17 protein-coding genes and 3 pseudogenes are annotated in these 16137 nt (G+C 35.3%); 11 read left to right on the top strand and 9 right to left on the bottom strand.

Annotated features, from left to right (window positions below; genetic code table 11):
* The 5 genes and pseudogenes from FTT83_RS13805 to FTT83_RS13785 all read left to right on the top strand — a co-directional run.
* Positions 1-408, top strand: a pseudogene (locus FTT83_RS13805) (hypothetical protein); the annotation flags it as partial.
* Positions 409-1051: 643 nt separating this feature from the next.
* A complete protein-coding gene (gene repM, locus FTT83_RS13800) occupies positions 1052-1954 on the top strand; it encodes a replication initiation protein RepM (protein WP_180176770.1) in 903 nt (300 codons plus the stop codon).
* 63 nt (positions 1955-2017) lie between these two features.
* Entirely contained in the window at positions 2018-2563 is a 546-nt protein-coding gene (locus tag FTT83_RS13795; RefSeq protein WP_180176769.1) for a plasmid replication DNA-binding protein, read from the top strand.
* 601 nt (positions 2564-3164) lie between these two features.
* The gene (gene msr(E) / locus FTT83_RS13790; protein WP_000052512.1) at positions 3165-4640 is read left to right on the top strand and encodes an ABC-F type ribosomal protection protein Msr(E); all 1476 of its coding nucleotides are present in this window, start codon (positions 3165-3167) and stop codon (positions 4638-4640) included.
* Between the two features lie 55 nt (positions 4641-4695).
* The gene (locus tag FTT83_RS13785) at positions 4696-5580 is read left to right on the top strand and encodes an Mph(E) family macrolide 2'-phosphotransferase (protein WP_000155092.1); all 885 of its coding nucleotides are present in this window, start codon (positions 4696-4698) and stop codon (positions 5578-5580) included.
* A gap of 189 nt (positions 5581-5769) precedes the next feature.
* Here FTT83_RS13785 and FTT83_RS13780 read toward each other — a convergent pair whose 3' ends face one another.
* A complete protein-coding gene (locus FTT83_RS13780) occupies positions 5770-6381 on the bottom strand; it encodes a recombinase family protein (protein WP_015060246.1) in 612 nt (203 codons plus the stop codon).
* 214 nt (positions 6382-6595) lie between these two features.
* Here FTT83_RS13780 and FTT83_RS13775 point away from each other — a divergent pair, with 214 nt between their 5' ends.
* From FTT83_RS13775 to FTT83_RS13765, 3 genes are all read left to right on the top strand, one after another.
* Positions 6596-7123 carry a plasmid pRiA4b ORF-3 family protein gene (locus FTT83_RS13775; protein ID WP_180176768.1) on the top strand — a complete coding sequence of 176 codons (528 nt, stop codon included), beginning with the start codon at positions 6596-6598 and terminating at the stop codon, positions 7121-7123.
* Between the two features lie 545 nt (positions 7124-7668).
* Entirely contained in the window at positions 7669-8025 is a 357-nt protein-coding gene (locus FTT83_RS13770) for a type II toxin-antitoxin system RelE/ParE family toxin (RefSeq protein WP_180081976.1), read from the top strand.
* Positions 8018-8320, top strand: coding sequence for a helix-turn-helix domain-containing protein (locus tag FTT83_RS13765; RefSeq protein ID WP_180081974.1), 303 nt, complete (start codon positions 8018-8020; stop codon positions 8318-8320). The genes FTT83_RS13770 and FTT83_RS13765 overlap by 8 nt, the downstream gene beginning before the upstream one ends.
* 267 nt (positions 8321-8587) lie before the next feature.
* On the opposite strand, the gene FTT83_RS13760 is transcribed toward FTT83_RS13765, so the two are convergent.
* The 6 genes and pseudogenes from FTT83_RS13760 to FTT83_RS13735 form a co-directional block, all read right to left on the bottom strand.
* Entirely contained in the window at positions 8588-9805 is a 1218-nt protein-coding gene (locus tag FTT83_RS13760; protein ID WP_180176767.1) for a restriction endonuclease, read from the bottom strand.
* Positions 9795-11144 (bottom strand): Eco57I restriction-modification methylase domain-containing protein, encoded by a 1350-nt coding sequence (locus tag FTT83_RS13755; RefSeq protein WP_180176766.1) that lies wholly within the window; start codon positions 11142-11144, stop codon positions 9795-9797. Before FTT83_RS13755 ends, FTT83_RS13760 begins: the two co-directional genes overlap by 11 nt.
* A complete protein-coding gene (locus FTT83_RS13750; protein WP_180176765.1) occupies positions 11131-12300 on the bottom strand; it encodes a DNA cytosine methyltransferase in 1170 nt (389 codons plus the stop codon). Before FTT83_RS13750 ends, FTT83_RS13755 begins: the two co-directional genes overlap by 14 nt.
* A 138-nt stretch (positions 12301-12438) precedes the next feature.
* Positions 12439-12654, bottom strand: coding sequence for a 30S ribosomal protein S21 (gene rpsU, locus FTT83_RS13745; protein ID WP_001136722.1), 216 nt, complete (start codon positions 12652-12654; stop codon positions 12439-12441).
* A 232-nt stretch (positions 12655-12886) separates the two neighbouring features.
* Positions 12887-13144, bottom strand: coding sequence for a hypothetical protein (locus FTT83_RS13740; protein WP_180176764.1), 258 nt, complete (start codon positions 13142-13144; stop codon positions 12887-12889).
* 75 nt (positions 13145-13219) lie between these two features.
* Positions 13220-13536: pseudogene (locus FTT83_RS13735) on the bottom strand (very short patch repair endonuclease); the annotation flags it as partial.
* On the opposite strand from FTT83_RS13735, the gene FTT83_RS16160 reads away from it, so the two are divergent.
* A complete protein-coding gene (locus FTT83_RS16160; RefSeq protein ID WP_257234911.1) occupies positions 13477-13605 on the top strand; it encodes a hypothetical protein in 129 nt (42 codons plus the stop codon). The pseudogene FTT83_RS13735 and the gene FTT83_RS16160 sit on opposite strands and share 60 nt — an antisense overlap.
* A 147-nt stretch (positions 13606-13752) precedes the next feature.
* On the opposite strand, the gene FTT83_RS13730 is transcribed toward FTT83_RS16160, so the two are convergent.
* Entirely contained in the window at positions 13753-14007 is a 255-nt protein-coding gene (locus tag FTT83_RS13730) for a hypothetical protein (protein ID WP_004787794.1), read from the bottom strand.
* Positions 14008-14215: 208 nt separating this feature from the next.
* On the opposite strand from FTT83_RS13730, the gene FTT83_RS13725 reads away from it, so the two are divergent.
* Positions 14216-14437 carry a helix-turn-helix transcriptional regulator gene (locus FTT83_RS13725; RefSeq protein WP_034590295.1) on the top strand — a complete coding sequence of 74 codons (222 nt, stop codon included), beginning with the start codon at positions 14216-14218 and terminating at the stop codon, positions 14435-14437.
* A 44-nt stretch (positions 14438-14481) separates the two neighbouring features.
* Here the strand turns inward: FTT83_RS13725 and FTT83_RS13720 are convergent, their stop codons facing one another.
* Positions 14482-15435: a MobA/MobL family protein gene (locus FTT83_RS13720; protein ID WP_180176772.1), complete on the bottom strand. Its 954-nt coding sequence runs from the start codon at positions 15433-15435 to the stop codon at positions 14482-14484.
* 224 nt (positions 15436-15659) lie between these two features.
* Here FTT83_RS13720 and FTT83_RS13715 point away from each other — a divergent pair.
* Positions 15660-16137, top strand: a pseudogene (locus FTT83_RS13715) (hypothetical protein); the annotation flags it as partial.

Raw genomic sequence — 16137 nt, 5'->3', positions numbered from 1 at the left:
AAAATAGAAAAAGCGGCTCTAGACAACCGAATCCGATTGGAGAACGAACATAAACGGGATATTTTGAATAAAACCAACAAAGAACTGACGGAAGCCCAGAAGAAGCGAAATGCTGAAAATCAGCTTAAATATGCATTGGGCGGTATTGTCTTATCTATTTGGAAAGATCTCCAAATCAAGACTGATCCAAATAATTTAAAAGCAGTTGAATATAGAATTAAGAACAGTGTTGGTACTGTAAAAAGAATACGCAATAGTGCGCTTTTCAAAGAAGCCATCGCCATGACACAAGACAACGAAGAAGCCAGTCGCTTATTTTTTCTAGCCTTAGATGCGCTGCCAACGTACAACATCAATCAGGAAGAGTTTCATAAAGTACTTCTAAAAAAGGTGCGTAAATCGCAATAAACGCTCATTTCAGCGCAACTTAGACTTAAAACATAGAAATCCAAATCACAAAGTCGATCATCGCTTAAAACGCAAATGATCGCTTTCTAGAACCCATAAAAATAATCCATCGCCTTTTATGCTTTTAATACCTAATAGGTATCAAAAGAGCGAGTGTCTACGAGCGAACTACTAAAATTCGCATCTCGACTCTCTGAAAAACTGCTTTTTATGCTGTGAAGCATAAAAGAACATAGATCACATGCAGAAAACTGAATCTAGACCGAGCGTAGCGAGAAAAAAAGAACAAATGAGCGAAGCGAATTCATAGTTGCTTTTGCTTTTCGTTAAAGTCACAACGAGATTAACCAGAAAATTGCCCCAACGAATCGAGCGTAAGCGAGATTCAATAGAGTTTGAGCCTAGCGAAAACATAGGGCAATTTTTCAAATGTTCTTTTTTAATTATTTTTAAATCTTTTAAATCTTTTAAGTCCTCTGTAACCCTTATATAGCAAGGGTTTTAGATATTAACTATGAGGGATTGACTACTAACTATGAGGGATTGACTACTAACTATGAGGGATTGACTACTTAATTATGAGGGATTGACTACTAACTATGAGAATATTATAGTTCTCATAATTTGTTAAAAAGTATAAATAATGGACTTATCTAAAAAAGAGTTAATCGTTAAATCAAACCAAGTCATTGAAGCGTCATACCAGCTAAGCTCAACAGAGCAACGTATAGTTTTAGCAGCTATCAGTAAAATTAGTAGATATGAAGAAATTACAGATGATGAAATTTATCGAGTTACAGTTGATGATTTAAAAAATTTAGGTGTCCATGAAAAAACAGCTTATAGAGATCTAAAAGATGGTGTTAATCGTTTATATGATAGGTCGATAAACCTAGCTATTGATGATGAATCTATAAAAATGAGATGGGTTCAATCTATACGATTTTTGGAAAGTAAAAGCGTTGTCGGACTTAGATTCTCTAAAGAGATTTTACCGTTCATTTCTAATTTAAGCCGTGAATTTACGAAGTATTCTTTATCAGATATAGCTGGTATGAGTAGTGCATATGCGATACGCATCTATGAGTTATTAAGCCAATATCGATCCATAGGAAAACGTGAAATCTCTGTTGAGAGTTTACGGAAGATGCTGGAACTCGGCAAAAGATACCCTCTATTCGCTGATTTAAAAAGATGGGTTATTGATACCGCAGTAGACCAAATAAATGAGTACAGCCCTTTAAAAGTAACATACGAGCAGAAGAAGACTGGACGTAAAGTTACCCATATTCTGTTTTCTTTTAAAGAAAAGACCAAAAGCATTAGCCACCAGGATACAGATATAGCAAAAGATTTTTATAAGCTGACAGATGCCCAAATCAATATGTTTGGTAATCAGCTATCTCGTCTTCATGAGCTTTCCCACTTGGCATTCGAAGGCGAAAGCTATGAAGCTTTAGCATCAAAAATTAAAGACATGCTGAGAGATCCAAAACAACAGAAGCAATTTTTACCTTACTTAAAGAACTTAGGCTTCAAACCTTGAGTGTATTGAAGAATACACTTATTGTATTCTTCAATACGTATCCCTAATACACAGCAATACACCATGAAAACAAGTACAAAATACAGTGTCAGTGATGCTGCAACACTGTATAAAAAATCACGGGCAACCTTATATAAAGATATAAAAAACGGGGTTTTAAGTCGTGATCATGACAGTTTTATCGACTTTTCAGAACTACTCCGTGTGTATGGAGAACCCTCTAATACAAAACATAAAGAACGTATTAATACGTCTTCAATACAAGACACAAATACACATGAATACACTGATAATACAGTCGTAGAACTCAAGAATCAGATCGATTTTTTAAAGAAACAGTTAGAAAAAGCAGAAGATCGGGAAGCTAAAGCGAATGCTCGTATAGATACGCTGCTTACACTCATTGAGATGAAGCCCCCACAAGCCAATATGACTACGTTTACCGATCAGACATCTAACCAGGATATAGCAACGAATCCTCGGTCAGAGAAACTGAATGAGGACGGATTGAGTACTGCCGAGCCTAAACGGATTCCTATCCCTGAACATGTGGAACCTGAACCAGAGAAAAGAGGCTTCTGGAGCCGCTTCTTTAAGCCGTATGGCTGATGGGATTGTTCACCTGGGCTAATTAAAACCGTGGAACATTGATCAAATGTTAATCGTATAACGTGAAAAATCATAAAAAAAGCCCGAATAGGGATATTCGGGCTATAAACTTTGAAATAAGTATATGAATTTCAAGGTAAATTATAACACGTTTCGTATAAGGTGTATTATGTTAATTTTAGAAAATCTTCACTACTATTATTTTAAAATAAGCCTTATATCCAAGCATAAAACAAGGTTGTCTAGACTTCTTTTAACAGTAAAGTTATCATAAAACTGAATTTTATTTTTTAGGTAAGTTTATGCATTCTATCCGCATTCGTTAAGACACAACTATTTGCATAGTGACACTATTTTATAATGGTGGGCTTTTGTTGTGTCTTTAAGAATATATGCGGATATATAAAGTAAAAGTATGCTTAATTTATAAGTATGCTTTTAGTGCATAGTTTCCAGTTATAACTTAATTGACTAGCTATTTGTCCACCCTGTGGATGAATAGCTTTTTTTTTGGGAGGACACTGTGATGCTAGCTTTTGTTTTCACCTAAATCCTGTTTGCTGCATAAAAAATTTCAAGAGCTAAACAGGAGTAAATAAAAATGAGTTTAATTATTAAAGCGAGAAACATACGCTTGGATTATGCTGGGCGTGATGTTTTGGATATTGATGAATTGGAAATTCACTCTTATGACCGTATTGGTCTTGTGGGTGATAACGGAGCAGGAAAGAGTAGTTTACTCAAAGTACTTAATGGCGAAATTGTTTTAGCCGAAGCGACATTACAGCGTTTTGGTGATTTTGCACATATCAGCCAACTGGGCGGAATCGAAATAGAAACGGTCGAAGACCGGGCAATGTTATCTCGCCTTGGTGTTTCCAATGTACAAAACGACACAATGAGTGGCGGAGAGGAAACTCGTGCAAAAATTGCTGCCGCATTTTCCCAACAAGTACATGGCATTCTAGCGGATGAACCAACCAGCCACCTTGATCTCAATGGAATAGATCTACTTATTGGTCAACTTAAAGCATTTGATGGAGCATTACTTGTTATCAGTCATGACCGATATTTTCTTGATATGGTTGTAGACAAGATATGGGAGTTAAAAGACGGTAAAATTACGGAATATTGGGGTGGTTACTCGGATTACTTGCGTCAAAAAGAAGAAGAGCGACAACACCAAGCCGTAGAATATGAGCTGATGATGAAGGAACGGGAGCGATTAGAATCTGCTGTGCAAGAAAAACGCCAGCAAGCTAATCGATTAGACAATAAGAAAAAAGGAGAAAAATCCAAAAACTCTACCGAAAGTGCTGGACGACTTGGGCATGCAAAAATGACTGGCACCAAGCAAAGAAAACTGTATCAGGCAGCTAAGAGTATGGAAAAGCGTTTGGCTGCATTAGAAGATATTCAAGCACCAGAGCATTTGCGTTCTATTCGTTTTCGTCAAAGTTCAGCCCTAGAACTGCACAATAAGTTCCCGATTACGGCAGATGGTCTGAGCTTAAAATTTGGTAGCCGTACTATCTTTGATGACGCTAACTTTATAATACCGCTTGGCGCTAAAGTCGCTATAACTGGATCGAATGGAACAGGGAAAACGTCCTTGTTAAAAATGATATCAGAACGTGCTGATGGATTAACCATATCTCCAAAAGCTGAAATTGGCTACTTTACACAAACAGGATATAAATTTAACACGCATAAATCTGTGCTCTCCTTTATGCAGGAAGAGTGCGAGTACACAGTTGCGGAAATTCGTGCAGTATTGGCTTCAATGGGGATCGGAGCGAATGATATTCAAAAAAACTTATCCGACTTATCGGGAGGTGAAATCATCAAACTGCTTTTATCCAAAATGCTTTTAGGAAAATATAATATTTTGCTTATGGATGAACCAGGAAACTATCTTGACCTAAAAAGTATTGCCGCATTAGAAACAATGATGAAGTCCTATGCAGGAACTATTATCTTCGTATCTCATGACAAGCAATTGGTCGATAATATTGCTGACATTATCTACGAGATCAAAGACCACAAAATCATCAAGACTTTTGAGAGAGATTGTTAATGATAGCCAATCTAATCCGAACATTAATTATTGAACTCTTTAAAGGAAATTAAAAATGACAATTCAAGATATTCAATCACTTGCTGAAGCACACGGCTTGTTGCTTACGGACAAAATGAATTTCAATGAAATGGGCATTGATTTTAAGGTCGTTTTTGCTCTTGATACAAAGGGGCAACAATGGTTGCTGCGTATTCCTCGTCGTGATGGCATGAGGGAACAAATCAAGAAAGAAAAACGCATTTTAGAATTGGTAAAAAAACATCTTTCTGTAGAGGTTCCTGATTGGAGAATTTCATCTACAGAATTAGTGGCTTATCCCATACTTAAAGATAATCCTGTTTTAAATTTGGATGCTGAAACCTATGAAATAATTTGGAATATGGACAAAGATAGCCCGAAATACATAACATCTTTGGCAAAAACCTTATTTGAAATCCATAGTATTCCTGAAAAAGAAGTTCGGGAAAATGATTTGAAAATTATGAAACCTTCAGATTTAAGACCTGAAATAGCAAACAATTTGCAGTTAGTAAAATCTGAAATTGGTATAAGTGAGCAATTGGAAACCCGCTACAGAAAATGGTTGGATAATGATGTTCTATGGGCAGATTTCACCCAATTTATACATGGCGATTTATATGCTGGGCATGTACTAGCTTCAAAGGATGGAGCTGTTTCAGGCGTTATTGATTGGTCAACAGCCCATATAGATGACCCAGCGATTGATTTTGCTGGGCATGTAACTTTGTTTGGAGAAGAAAGCCTCAAAACTCTAATCATCGAGTATGAAAAACTAGGGGGTAAAGTTTGGAATAAACTATATGAACAGACTTTAGAAAGAGCAGCGGCCTCTCCTTTGATGTATGGTTTATTTGCCTTAGAAACTCAAAATGAAAGCCTTATCGTTGGAGCAAAAGCTCAGTTGGGAGTTATATAATTTAAAAATATGATTGCTGAGAACTGCCTTGTTTTGAAACTTGGTTGGCTTTAATTAGTTTTTAGTATTCTTTATAGAAAATGCCTCGATCAAGGGGCATTTCTAACAATCATTTAACATAAAATTTCTTATGTGAAGTAACCTGAATGCAGCGGTGCCCCATTGGGGGCGCGTTGAGATAAGCCTCTTTTAGATAACTTTAGCAACTCGATAGACAGTTGCAACTCCACAATTCACTGCTTTGGCAATTTCTTCCTTAGTCATATTGCCAACTACTAGCAATTCTTTTATTCGTTTATGTTTAGCCTCATTTGCCTTCTTGCCTGTTGGTTTGTAACCCGAACGTGCCAGGCCCTGCTTAATACGTTCTATACGTTTCTCATTGTCTAGGCGGGCCATTGTTGCCAGAAGATCAATCAACATATTGTTGATGAGTTCCAAGATTGAATGAGTAATGCTGTCACTGGTTTGAATCATTTGGTAGGTAGTAGGAAGATCTGCTACGACTAAACGAAGTCCCTTCTCCTGGATCCTGCGCTTCAGCTCTTGAAAATCTCGTTGGGTTAGGCGTGATAAGCGGTCAATACTTTCAACTAACAATGTGTCACCTTGATTTGCTTCTGACAGTAGCTTATTCAATTCAGGTCGGTCTAACTTCGTACCACTATAGTTTTCCACGTACACAATGGTTTCACCCAAATTCAAGTTTTGGTTTAGATCCTGAAGAATCTGCAAAGCCCTTTCTGCATCTTGATCTTTAGTTGAAGCTCGTAGATAAATACGTGTATTCATTTCTATCATTTAATCTTAATTCTATTAGATTAATGATAATACTATCATTTAATTATTGCATTAAGTCTAATGATAGATATTGTATGCGATTTGGCTCGCTATCATTCAGGTATACTCTTTTGATAGAAAAATCATGACAGAAGGGCATGCTTGGTAAGTTCATATAACGTGTATTATGTTAATTTTAGATTTACTAAAACTATTTTTTGAGAACTAGGCTGTTATGGGAACTGTAAAGCTCAAATCTTCTGATGAAGTTTTTCAATTAAAAATTAGTCTTCTAGGCAGTGATCCTGAAATCTGGAGAACTATTCAAATTTCATCGGCAGCTACTTTATCTACGCTCCATAAGGCAATTCAATCTGCTTTTGATTGGGATGATAGCCATTTACATGAATTCACGACTATTAAGCATGAAAAGATCAATAAAAGACAAAAATTGAAAGAAGTTCTACGTGTAGGTAAAAAAATTATATATACATATGATTTTGGCGATTGTTGGGAACATTTGATTACTGTAGAAAGCAGACAATCTCCTGATTTAAATAAAAAATATCCATGTTGTATAGATGGTCAAAATCATGCTCCATTTGAAGATATTGGAGGAATTTTTGGATATCTTGATATTTTAGATGCATTACAAGACCCTAAACATCCAAGATATGACGATTACATGCAAATTATCGAGGATGAAATAGGAGAGATAGAGTTTGATCCGACCTACTTTAATTCACATGATATTAAGTTTTAAACCTGATTTAACATAATGGCGCTTATACGAAATGCAAAATAAATAGTTTTATATTTCAAAAAGTTATGCTATAAAAAATCGGGGGCGCAAACCCGAAAAGCCGACTTGGAAACAAGTCGGCTTTTTTATGAGCGGTTTTGATAGTTCTTGCCAATAATTTTGTTTAAAAAGTAGTCAATTTTGCGGTTTTTCCAATGTTCTCAACGTCCCAGGATCTAAAATTATCCCCATTTCCTGCGGATAAACCTGGGACAGTTTTTAATCATCTTTGTAAGCATTTACTTACGTCAATTTCGGTCCTTTGCTGCTATTCGGAATACTAGAATATTCATATGATTAATTCGTCAGGAACAGGAAGTTCCTTAGAATTAAAAAATGAGCACCAGGATGGCGCTATATAAGATACGTAAGAGTACAGAGACCGAATGTTCCAATAAAAAACCCCGGCAGGATGCTGGGGTTTTTTATTGCCTATCATTTCTCATTTGCAAAACAAGCATGATCCCCTATAAAATATAGACTATAATCTATATTTTGGTTGTGGTATGTGGACAGTCATTACGACAGATCTATTTAATGAATGGCTTGAACAGCAAGATGAATCGACACAAGAGAAAGTTTTAGCTGCCCTGGTTGTTCTACAGCAGCAGGGACCGAGTTTAGGCCGTCCTTTAGTAGATACTGTGTATGAGTCTAAATTTACCAATATGAAAGAACTGCGCGTTCAACATCGCGGTAGACCACTAAGAGCTTTCTTCGCATTTGATCCCTTACGACAGGCTATTGTTCTATGTATTGCTGATAAAGGCGGTAAAAAGCGTTTTTATAAAGACATGCTGGATATTGCAGATGAACAATACCAACTTCATCTCACCACCCTAGGAGATAAATCTAATGGCTAAGACTCTACAAGAATTGTTAGCTAGCCGCTCTCCAGAGAGCCAAGCCCGTATTCAAAAAATGGCAGATGAATTACTGCTAGAAAATCAGCTTCATCTTATTCGTGAAGAATTAGAGCTCTCTCAAAAAGAGCTTGCTGAAACTTTAGGAATAAAACAACCATCGCTTTCAGCAATAGAAAATCGTGGCAATGATTTGAAGATTTCGACCATGAAAAAGTATGTTGAGGCAATGGGTGGAAAGCTCCGTATTGATGTAGAGCTTCCGACAGGAAAACATATAGGATTCAATGTTTAACAATCAAAAATGGGAGCTATAGGCTCCCATTTTTGATTTCGTATAAGGTGTATTATGTTAATTTTAGGAACGCTACAAGATAGATTAGACTCGATTTTTTCTCTTTTTGAGAGGCTTTGTTGCATAAATATGTAAGCATCTGATTTAAATAAATTTAATTTTAGATCAAAAAATAATCAAAACTTTTAAAATCATATAGTTATGAAATCTTTGTGCAACAAAGCCTTCAATAAAAAAAGGAGCTTTTTATTAAAAGCTCCTTTTTTATTAAGCATAATAATTATCAATAGTTCTTGATATGCTTGGGAAATCTAGATAAGGAATTTCATATACATTTTCATCATCTAATCCTACAGCTAATACTTCTTTCAGCTTATCAAAATCATATATTTGAGGAATTGAGTCTTGTGCTAAATTATCTCTGATTTTACTAGTCTTAGAAATCAGTAGTAAGTACTGATAATCTCTATTAACCTCTTGAGTTTTTCCTAATGGATGTGCTCGATTTAAATGCTGAGATGGTGATAAAGCAATTAAGTTTTCAATAGAACCTGAAATAACAGGATATAACGCTTCTGGAAATATATGATGAATATGTGTTGCTTCACTATTGGCTAAATCATCATGATGCTCTGAAATTGAATCGAAAAACTCATCATTAAATTTACGTAAAAGTTTTTTAGCTTTATTAGAATTATATTTCCAAAATCGCTCTAACTTCAATTTTTCGCTTAGTGTTGGCTCATGCTCATTTCGTGTAATATCTTTGGGTTTGTTTGTATATAAATCCCTGAAATTTAAGCGATTATACATAAGTTGATCATAAATTATTTTTTGCGAAGACAATCTTCCACTTTCTGTTCCATAACTTTTTACATCAAAAGCTAAGGGGTTTAGAATTTTTGTAAAAATCCGTCGACATTCAACTTCTGTATTAATTGATGTGTACTTAATCGTAAATTTTTCAAATACCGATTTTAACTTAGAAAAGTTATTTACATTTGGGTTATCCAAAAAGGTTTCAAAATAATCATATAAATCACTGTCACTCAACACATGTTTTATATAATGTGTCAAAAATTTAAGAGCATTTCTTTCTCTCACAGCAATGTAAGATAACAACTCAACATTTTTTACTGAATATATATTTCTATTACCCTTTTTTTCTTTAGATAACACCCCTGAATAAGCTAATAATTCCATAGGTTGTTGAAAAAACTTATCATATTCATTCTGAGCATTTACGCTATGAACATCAGGCTTTGAAAAGAGATCTGAAACCTCTTTTGCATATGATGAATCCCAAATCTCTTTGGTTGAAAATTCCAAATTTTCATCATGCTCAACATAGTTCAGAATACAGTCCGCTATAATGCATACTACATCTGGCGTACATTTTTGATCAATCCAACGAGCATTTCCTGAAATACGTATATCGTAGTTAAACTGATCTAAAAAACTGTCTAAATTTTTATCATTGAACACAATGATTTCTCTTACCAAAATAGAATATAGCAATATTATCAATATTTAATGATCGTGTACTATGATTTCGAGCAATTCGATAAAACGCTTCAAATTCAGGAGAAGCAAAGAATAGTAAATCTGTTTCAGTAATAGATATATCAGGCTTTAGCTCGAATATTGCTACAGACCCATTCACCACGCAATTTTTAGGCTTAACGACAACCCGAGGATAATAAGTCATATTAGGGCTTAGAAACACGTCATCACGTTTTAGATATTTATTAACTCCTAATTTTGATAATGCACTTTTTTCAATAAATACATCATCTTCAATATGAATAATTTTATCTCCACTCCGAGGAATATTTTTTGACTTAATTACCCATATATCACCTGTAGGTTCTAAAATTTTTGATGTAATTTGCCGATCACGGAATACATTAAAAATTCCAAAATTCATTTCTGATGCTAACTTCTTGAAACTTTCGTTAATATAAATAAGCCAATTAGGAAAAAATGATTGTGTAATTTCATTTTGATCTTGTATTAATTCTAATTTCTTAGGCACAGAAATTACTTTTGTTCCTGAAGTGTTGTTGGACTTTGTATCCAGAAACAAGCAGATCGTTTCAATTAAAACACCCTTGAAGCCTGTTTCTCCAAAATCAGTAATACATTGAATATTTGTATTTTTAATTTTTTCTCTAGACATTGAAAAATCAGAATTATGTAAAAAATATTTAGGCATAATTAAAACAACATAATTAGATAATCCTATTGATTTATCTAGAAAAAATGCAGAAATATTATCAGCAATAGGGTTTTTAAACTCCTGACGTAAATTTTCTCTATAAACTCCTTTAATCTTCATAAAAGGAGGATTGCCAACAACTAAATCATATTTTTTTTCTAGCTGATGTGTTAAAAAATCATCATATATATAATTGATTTTTAAATTCTTAAAATCAGAAAACTCTTTTTGTATAAATATTTCACAAATCTCTAAAGAGTGTTGATTTATATCAAATACATCACATTCTATTGAATCAAATAGTCCCTTATAGTAATGAATTACTTGACGTAAAATATTTCCTACTCCCACAGATGGCTCTAGGATTCTCAAAGTCCTTTTATGGATTTTTGGCAACTGTTGGCAAAGTGTCTGCACTGTTTTTGGATCAGTGTAATAGGCAGCTGTTGACTCTTGTAAACCATTTGCCATTTCTGCAAGACGAGATAAATCATCAATAGATAATGCTAATGGATTATCTAAAATAAATTTTTTGCTTTTAGTGAAACAATTTAGTTCATGCTCTTCAATCAGCTTCTTGAGTGAAGCATCACTATTTTTTTGCATGTTCTAAACCTTCTTTAATATTTTTCGCAATTTTTGAAAAAATAATGGTTGGTACAGCTTCACCTAAACTTTGTCGAATATTTACCTCATGCTTTTTTAAATAAGCCTTTTTCTCTATCTCATTAAGTTCATTTAATTCAGAAAGAGTATGGTTGGTCCATTTAAAATTTTCAGGAATATTCATAAAAATCATTAATTCTCGTAAGCTAAAGACACGATCATCTTCGGGATGTACCGTATTTTGACTTGCCAAAATATCATTCCGTGTATGAATGCATGGTGGTGTTTTATCCCAAATTTGACGACTATATTTATCCCCATTTTTATTTACATTGGGAATCAAAATACCATCTTTTATTTGATGCGGACGTTTGAGTGGATCTAAATTATCAAAAGCATTTTCACCAGGCTTTAAGTCTTTAATCCAATCACGCATATGTGATTTATATGATTTAAAATTATGATAAATATCACTTTTATAAGATTCTCCCATTATTTTTAATCGAGGTAAGGAGTAAATTAGATCACGCATTGTTTTTGAATTTTCTTTAGATGGCCAAAGATCATCTATATTTAGGTGAACATCTTTCCTAACCCCTAATACTAAGCATCTTGAACGGCTTGAATGTGCGCCATAATCTTTAAAGTTAATAATTTTGGATTCAAACTTATATAAATCGTCAAGTTCTTCATGAATAGCTTGGGATATTTTACGTTCCTGACCTTCCTTGCCACATTTTGTATTCATAAATGCAGAAACATTTTCAAAGATAAAAACTTTAGGCTTTATTAATGAAATAAGATGGATTGCTTCTAAAACTAGTGAATTTCTGATAATTTCATCTTTTGCTTTTTTATGATTTGCAACAGACATACCTTGGCATGGCGGTGTTGCAACTACTACATCAATATCCTTTAATTTTTTATTTTGTTTATATTCATTAATATAATTTAACGCATATTTTTGAATTTCAGGATCAGTAATATCTCCACATAAATAACCACGTGGATCACTGCACTTAGCATTACACTTCTGTACTTCCATACGTCTTTCAACCAACTCATTGGTTAAGACACAATCATATTTTTCTTCTTTAAAGCCAAAACAACCTACGCCAGCACTACTGAATAAGGATACATAGGTATAAGGTTTCATCTATTTTCTACAGCAAAAAAAAATCTAAAAATCATCATACCTAAAGCTAATATATTAGGGAAGGTTTTGATTTTTTTTGTTCAAAAAACAGTCGTTTTTTTAAAACTAACCTATATCAATATATAGGTTAGTTTTTTTTTAATATAAACGAGTCGTACGTACTGATTCACGTGCCAATTTTTTTTGGTAGCGTTTAACAGCAGCAGCTTTTTTACGCTTACGTTCTTGAGTCGGTTTCTCGTAAAATTCACGCTTACGTACATCAGCTAGAACACCCGCTTTTTCGCATGAACGTTTGAAACGACGAATAGCTACGTCTACTGGTTCACCTTCTTTCAATTTAACTTGTGGCATAAATATTCCTTAATTTTTAATGATAAAAGTACAAATCATAATAAAACTTATACTTCATAAAGAATATTGTACTTCATCTAAGAGCTATATAGACTGAAAAAACTAGAGTCTTCAATCAGAAAGTATAACGACTGACTATAAACAAACAAGATAGTCTTTCAAAGAGATTTAGAACTTAGATTAAAGAACATAAAATCTAAGAAAAGGCTTAAAATTTTTTTGAATATCAGATCTAAAGATCACTTTCTTTTTTAGCATTTATTGCATTTATTGCATCTTGAATGTAATTATTTTTAGCTTTTATAACTAAATTAAAGTCTCTTAGATGCTTGTAATTTGAATTCTTTTTAACATAGTTTGCAACTGTATTATTAGAACAACCTAAATAATCTGCAATATCTTTCTGATATAACCCATGTGTTACGTACAATTCATAAGCTATCAATTGTTTTAAACCTAAAGAAGTATCATAAAAACTTTTAATAAACATAGTGTCGGAAAAACGAAAGATGAGATAACCAGAGCTCAAATTATAACAAGAGCTTTCACAGAATGTAAAATTCCATGAGCATTCCCAGACAATGCAGACTCTCCAGTTGCTTGCTAGCAGAAGTTTGACAACCTTGGAATCATTGGACTGGTTTCTGAGAGTTTTGGCCTGCCAGAATTCTGTGTGTGTCGCTGGCAACCTGAAAAACTGACAGTTTTGATGGCCATGTTAAAACAGCTATGTACAAAAATCACGGATCCGTATCTGGGTAAAACAATATCCGGTTTACCAGGAAGGTCTTTTACGTGGAGAGGGAAACGGAATCCATTTTTATGAAGCAGGCTTCGGATCAGCAATTCCGGTTTGGTATTACGTCCCTTGATCACTGCCATAATACGGCTGCGCGTGGAGCTATCAACAATATCTATCACCGAATCGTTCCGTTAATTACCTGGAATTAACAGAATAAGAGTTTGTTTTTATGATTAATGTTACACATTGTTCATACAATTATAATTATTCATGTCCATCTACTATTTGACATAAAATCTCTTATCCGAAATGAAAAAAGGGAGCTAAAGCTCCCTACGTATCATCACATTAATAAGCTAGCACAGACTGTAGTAAGACTCAGGAAAATGTCCAAAAAAATTCTGTTTAATTTGCTCAATTTCGACCCCGTCAGGATACTTCGCCAACTGCTGATCAAGCCAAACCAAAAATGCCTCCTGATTGTCATAACAATGGTTTACAGCTAAAAATTCAGCAATCCCGTATCCCCTTTGGATATTCAGCTCTCTTAATAATTGACGTCCAACTAGCCTTGTTTGTTCACTGATCCAAAGTTCTCGGTTATATAACATTCACTTTCTCCTCAACTATATGAATGAGGGTGATGTAAGCTGTAAACTTTGATTTAGTAGCTTCACCCTGTATAATTTCAAATTAGAGGTTAAATCTACCTATAAAGACAAATTATAACCTGCTGTAGGTTATAATTTACCAAACCAGTTCCACTATTGCAACAAAAAACAACCTACAGCAGGTTATTTTTTTCTACTAAAAGATATTATGATTAACTGCAAGTTATCTTCCCTAATGGGCGAGCGTAAGATTCTGAAAATCAGTGACGTAGTCAATGCTACTGGAATCAATCGAAATACATTGACTGCACTCTATTACGACAGGGCTATTCGGATAGAATTATCGGTAGCTGATAAGTTATGCAAGTATTTCGATTGCAACATGAATGACCTGTTTGAATATACAGATGACGAGAATGAAGAACAGTAGACTTGTACGCTTTAACGTACAAGTTCAGGTTTGAACGTATAAACCTACCAAAAACTCGGGCCATCATAGCCTCTAGTTCTTTCCTGTATTTGCTGCTGTTCTTGTTCCAACTGCTTCTGTTTACTCAGTTCTGCCTCATAATGTGATCGATACAGCTCATAATTATTTTCAGCACGAATCCGCTTGATCTCCTCGATCATTTCTTGCTGCTTGGCCAATAATTCTGGTTCATTTTTCCGTGCAAAACGCACCGCCTTGTTCATCACAGGCACATCTTTTAACTGCGTGCCGTGCTTTTTGTTGTAATCACGATGGGAAAGGCAGCTGACAAAGCTTGGAACTTCAACCGGGATGCCACGGATTTCCACGGTTTTGGTCGGTGCGTGCTGGGACAGGCTGGTATTGATCAGTTCTTCCGTCTTCTGCCGGTACAGCTGCAGCTGGGCTTTACCCATCCCCAGCACATCTGCGGTCAACTTCTGGGCACCACCTCGCTCAGGTTCTTTAGGGTTATAGCGTTTAAAAAACTGCTCTGGTGTCCGCTCGATGTCATCCACATGCCGCTCGCTATACATGAAATGTAGGTGCGGCTGCTCGATGCCGCCAATCGCACCGGTATGGTTGTGGATGGCACAGGTAAATGGGTAACGATAACGGTCAGCAAATTCGGCAATAAACTGCTCGGCCAGTTCAATCCTTTGTGCTTGATTTAATTCCTTTGGAAAAGCCACGACCAGGCTGGAACAGGTTCGCCCATTGCTGCGCTCATACACATCAGCTGCCTGCCAGAACTCTGCCGGCTTACCTTCGGCAAAACTCGGCATGTTGCCGGATTTCACAAACTCGATCTGTTCCGCTGCGATTTCTTTGTAGTTTCTGAAATGCGAGGTCCGCGTGATGTAGTGGAACCTGTTCTTGGCTGTGGCTGCATTTTTCACTTTGCCGGAGCGGGTTTTCACGGCCTTTTTTACAGTGTGTTCCAGGTTGCAGTAGAACATGTGTCCACCTTCAAATTCGTGCAGCCTCGCAGAGCCTGCGGAGCACGAGGAGTAGTGTTTTTAATTCGATATAATTGCGTAGTAATTATATCGAATTAAAAACACGGAAACGAGCTTAATAATTAAATAAAATGTTCCCACATTTTATTTAATTATTCCCGTGGTAGCATATAATGGTCTGAAATCATAAGAACCGTTCCCTCTTTATGCCTACGGAGAATGCGATGGCAGCACGTGGAAGACCTGCAAAAGTACTCTCATCAAAAGATTTGCTCGAATTAGAACAATTTCTAAGGAATCTAGACTTCCTTAAGAAAAACCAGAAACAAGCTGCCCACATACTCATCAGTAAGCAAGATTACGAATTAGATGAAAAAGACCTGCGCTTGTTAAAAGTCGTCCATCGCGAAAAAATTAAATTTGAACAAAGGCAGGCACTGATCCCTCAAATTCAAATTAAACAAAGGAACAAGCAGCCGCTTTTAGCTAATGAAATCGAAATTTTGCAGCTGCTTGAAAAAGAGCAAGACCAGGACACATTCTTTCGCCTGGATCGAGCATTAGAGTCCTACCAGAAAATAGAAAAAGCGGCTCTAGACAACCGAATCCGATTGGAGAACGAACATAAACGGGATATTTTGAATAAAACCAACAAAGAACTGACGGAAGCCCAGAAGAAGCGAAATGCTGAAAATCAGCTTA

The sequence above is a fragment of the Acinetobacter sp. YH01018 genome (assembly GCF_013420295.1).
Classification (GTDB): Bacteria; Pseudomonadota; Gammaproteobacteria; order Pseudomonadales; family Moraxellaceae; genus Acinetobacter.
The sequence above is the reverse complement of the archived record's forward strand: the minus strand, read 5'-3'. Positions and strand labels throughout refer to the sequence as shown.